This window comes from Anaerotruncus sp. G3(2012) (genome assembly GCF_000403395.2).
In the GTDB taxonomy this organism is placed as follows: domain Bacteria; phylum Bacillota; class Clostridia; order Oscillospirales; family Ruminococcaceae; genus Anaerotruncus.
In genome coordinates this window covers 49,343-50,026 of the sequence record NZ_KE159674.1, presented here as the reverse complement: position 1 = coordinate 50,026, position 684 = coordinate 49,343, and the positions used below count along the sequence as shown (strand labels likewise).

1 pseudogene is annotated in these 684 nt (G+C 53.5%); it reads right to left on the bottom strand.

Going from position 1 to position 684, the window contains the following annotated elements:
- Nucleotides 1–93 precede the first annotated feature (93 nt).
- Nucleotides 94–684, bottom strand: a pseudogene (locus C814_RS14000) (recombinase family protein); the annotation flags it as partial.

Genomic DNA, 684 nt, shown 5'->3' with positions numbered 1-684 from the left:
AAGAGAGAGCGCTTCTATCTGTCCCTCACTGCGGCTGCTGCTTAGATCCTATATTCCTTGCGTGAATTGTGTCAACTCATATTGACAAAATCAGAATGACGTGGACGGCTCGGCGTACATTTCAAACATCAACCGGGCGATATTCGCCGTGTCGGGGTCCGGGATCATCATTTTCGTGCGTATGCCCTGGATGGTGGTGGGCTCCAGCTTGAAGCCGTAGGGAGCCGCGCCGCTCATGTGGAAACCACGCTGGCAACGGGAATAGTAGGCGTCCGTTACCCGCTTCTGGATCGTTTCCCGTTCAAGCTGGGCAAACACAATGCAGCTGTTCAGCATGGCCCGGCCCATGGGGGTGGAGGTATCAAACTTTTCCGTAGAGGAAACGAACTCCACATTGTATTGCTGGAACAGCTCCATCATGGTTGCGAAGTCCAGGATAGAACGGCTGATACGGTCCAGCTTGTAGACCACCACCCGGCGGATCAGGCCCCGCTTGATGTCGGCCATAAGCTCCTGGAAGCGGGGGCGGTCCGTGTTCTTACCGGAAAATCCTTTATCTTTGTAGTCCTTGAAATTCCCTCCCCGCAGCTCGTACTTGCAGAACTCGATCTGGCTTTCAATGCTGATACTGTCTTTACGGTCCACAGACTGTCTCGCGTAGATAGCGTCAATGCGATTTTCCAT